This window comes from Prevotella jejuni (genome assembly GCF_900187995.1).
Classification (GTDB): Bacteria; Bacteroidota; Bacteroidia; order Bacteroidales; family Bacteroidaceae; genus Prevotella; species Prevotella jejuni.
Genome location: NZ_FZNZ01000080.1, coordinates 1 through 3,402, shown reverse-complemented (window position 1 = coordinate 3,402; position 3,402 = coordinate 1). Strand labels below are relative to the sequence as shown.

Sequence of the window (3,402 nt, the reverse complement as noted above, 5' to 3'; positions counted from 1 at the left end):
TCAGAGGGGTGACAGATATTCCTTTCTTTTTATATAGGCTTATGAAATTGTGTGCTTAAGAGAGTAGGCTTGCAACTGGGTTTTAGGACTGACCCCTAATTAGCCTAATTGGGTATATTAGGCTTAATATAATAACAGAAAGTATAGGAAGATAGAAAAGAAAAAGGGTGTATGCTCTCCTTTTTAAGAAGACTCATACACCCACTATTATATGTAAGTCTGAAAAGTTGCTCTTACTTTGAGCGCCAGAGACCATGGAGGTTGCAGTACTCACGTGCGTAAACCTCAGTTGCATCAGTCTTAAACTCAGCTACTGGGCGGTCTGTTGGCTCGAAATACTTGCGGAGAACCTCGTTGTTATTAGTTACCAACTCAATCCAAAGGATAGAGTGAGCCTCTGTCATTGGGTGCTCAACTTCACCAACAGTTACACGGTAGCCACCTTCAATCTTCTCAACAACAGGTACGTGCTTCTCTGTAGCAGCATCAGTAGTATTCTCAACTAAATGCTCCATACCAGCAACACCACACTCACCGCCTACTAATACTTCAACGATCTGACCACTCTCTGAACACTTATATAATTCGTTTCGCTTTGACATAATAAATTATTTCTTAATGTTTTATGTCTGCAAAGATATATCTATTTTCCGAAAGAAAAGAACTTTCTCCTTGTAAATATTACAAGTTTTACATTCTTTAAGACTTTACTACTTATAGTGATGGCTTCTCATTTACATAATTCCATACCTTATTATCATTCAAAAAACATTGTCTACTCCACCTTATTCTACCGTCTTTTACCATCGTAATGACGCCCAGCATCAATGAACTTAACGCCCAGCACCAATGGTGCGAACCATGAGCACGCGATGTGCGAAGGGCTAAACATCTCGCAAGTTATTGAATAAAGAAATGGCATATAACGTTAGAAAGTGCATATAAAACAAGAAGTAAGTCTCCTTTATGTAACAAGAAGACTTACTTTCTCATGGTTTATACACCTCTAAAGATAAGGAATTACTTACAAAAGTGTATGCTTTTTTCTTTTGATCTGATAGCTTTACTTACTTTACAACTATCTTCTTGCCTGCTTGGATATAAACGCCACGCTGTGAAGGCTTGCCTGTGAGTCGCTGACCAGAGAGTGTGTAATAATACTTATCGCCCTTACTCTGTTTAGCATCAACCTCAACTCCCTCAATACCAGCAACTTCATTCGTCACGTTATTGACCACATACTTGCCATTCTCCTTTGTTGATGAGATAACAAAGTAAGACGTTTTCTTCACGCGTTCAATGTCCATAGTCTGATTGGCACTGGCATTTGATGCGCTACCAATACTAAACACAAAGTTTACATAGTCATCAGCTTTTGTGAGCGTATAGTCCTTATAAAACCATGTCTTACCATTCGCAGTTGTCTTTGAAGTAACCTTATCGCCAGGCCATGACGTTGCTGTATGCGTACCACCCCATGAATGATAATTCACGTATGAGTTCCAATTCACCTGATCAGTATTCACATAGACACGAATCGTCTCTGGTGTGAAGGGAACAGGAGCCGTAACCTTATAGCTGCGAGTGATAACCTTACCCACTACACCACCTGCCAACAATGCCACCTTCAAGGTTGTTTCACCCTCAGGAAGAGTTATCTCCGTTCCAGAAGCCACCTGCGCACTACTTGCCGTTGGCTCTGTACCATCCGTTGTATAAACAAGTTTAGCTCCCGCATTGGTAGACACGGCTGTTAGTTTAACCTTTAAGTTCTCTACTTCATACTGACCACTCGCCTTATCAACCCAAGGGCTCTCAGCATCATTAGCCAAATAATAAGCATAGTGATAACCACTCAACAACTTTGTATAACGTGAGGTAAGAACTGTCAGTTGGTTAGCATTGTTACCCACTACGACCAAGAGTTTTCCGTTCGTACCTGTAACAACATTGGCATAATAATCTTTTGAAGAACGATAGACCTGATAACTGCTCGTATTCGTTACCCCAGCTAACTTACGAGCATCAATCATTGCCTTTATTTCCTTTGGATAAGCAAGATAATGAGTATAGAAAACGCAAGGTGTTCCGGTCATTGCCAAGAGATAAGCATTGGCAGCTAACGTATCTTTACGGATAGGATCTGGGCTGTAACCGCTCGTCGTTCCTCTATCTTGAACATCATGATTTTCAACAAAGGTAACGGCATATTGCTTATAAGAACCATTATCTACATTAAGCCCTGTAAGTCTTGTATCACTAAGAATACGCCAATCATTCTGATTAATAGCATCACGAACAGCATAGCGGAAAGCAAAGTCGAAGGCAGCACTACGTTTTCCTGTGGCATCAATCCACGCCTTTACAGTATTCGCATTGCCGTCCCAAAACTCACCTACCGAGTACTTTACATTTGCTGCTGTATTATAATCACCAACATGAGAAGCGCCAAATCCCTTCACCATATCATATCGGAAACCAGCATAACCGAGGTCATTAAGCAAGAAATTTTCGTATGCTTTTACAATCTTCTGTACGTTACCACTCTTGTGATCAAGGTCGCGCATACCACCCCAACCTTCTCCTTCGTCATTATTCTGACTAAGTTGAGCACCCGTTTTTCTTGCTTCTGTAGCAGCTTTTCCACCGTCATCATCAGCACAAACATCCGTAGAAAGGTTCTGATAAGTCACTCCTTTATACACTTCTGCAGGGAAACCAAACCATCCATTATTCGTTCCATGATGATTGATAACCACATCGGCAATCGTACCAATCTGCTTGTTCTTAAAGGTAGTAATCATACTCCTCAACTCCGCCTCCGTACCGAACGATGAGTTCTGATTGAAGTAATAGAGTGGATCATAACCCATCGACTTCGTTGCAGCAGCCTTACCACTCTGCGGAACCCATACAAGGTCGAAATAACCAGAGAAGTCATTAGCTTTCTTCTCCAGCACATTCCACTGCGAATCGTCGAACGAATCCCAATAAAAACCCTGTAGCATTACACCACCATAACCAGCAGGCCAACCCTGTGCTATGATGTTCAAACACACAAAAAGTGCACATAAACTTGTCAAAATACGTTTCATATAGATTTCGATTTTAGTTATCTCCTGTTGATAAGTACAAAGTTAGTGATTTTCAACACATTGTATTGCCAATCACCACACGTCTTTCATTATTTTTCATGCAATCGTTTGCACCTTGAACATAGGTTTATTAAGTAAAGAACTAACATCAGGTTCTCACCCTCATCATCAACCTTTTCTACATAGAACATGCTTAACTTTGATTAAAAAAATGGTTCTTCCGTTAAATGTGTGGACGCTTTTCGTAGTGCTTTAACGTAAGAGCCAAAGTTACTCATTAAACAAAAGTATAGCTGAGACAGTCAAC

General features: G+C 40.6%; 2 protein-coding genes. Both read right to left on the bottom strand.

Annotated elements, in window-relative coordinates; all coding sequences use genetic code 11:
* Positions 1-233: 233 nt before the first annotated feature.
* Complete coding sequence (locus CHB62_RS14355; RefSeq protein ID WP_089367357.1) at positions 234-602, bottom strand: desulfoferrodoxin family protein; 369 nt, start codon at positions 600-602, stop codon at positions 234-236.
* A 465-nt stretch (positions 603-1,067) separates the two neighbouring features.
* Complete coding sequence (locus tag CHB62_RS14350; RefSeq protein ID WP_089367356.1) at positions 1,068-3,095, bottom strand: alpha-amylase family glycosyl hydrolase; 2,028 nt, start codon at positions 3,093-3,095, stop codon at positions 1,068-1,070.
* Positions 3,096-3,402 lie beyond the last annotated feature (307 nt).

Excerpts from the sequence above, each read along its gene's own strand:
- CHB62_RS14355 (WP_089367357.1), bottom strand. The coding sequence starts at position 602 with ATGTCAAAGCGAAACGAATTATATAAGTGTTCAGAGAGTGGTCAGATC.
- CHB62_RS14350 (WP_089367356.1), bottom strand. The coding sequence starts at position 3,095 with ATGAAACGTATTTTGACAAGTTTATGTGCACTTTTTGTGTGTTTGAAC.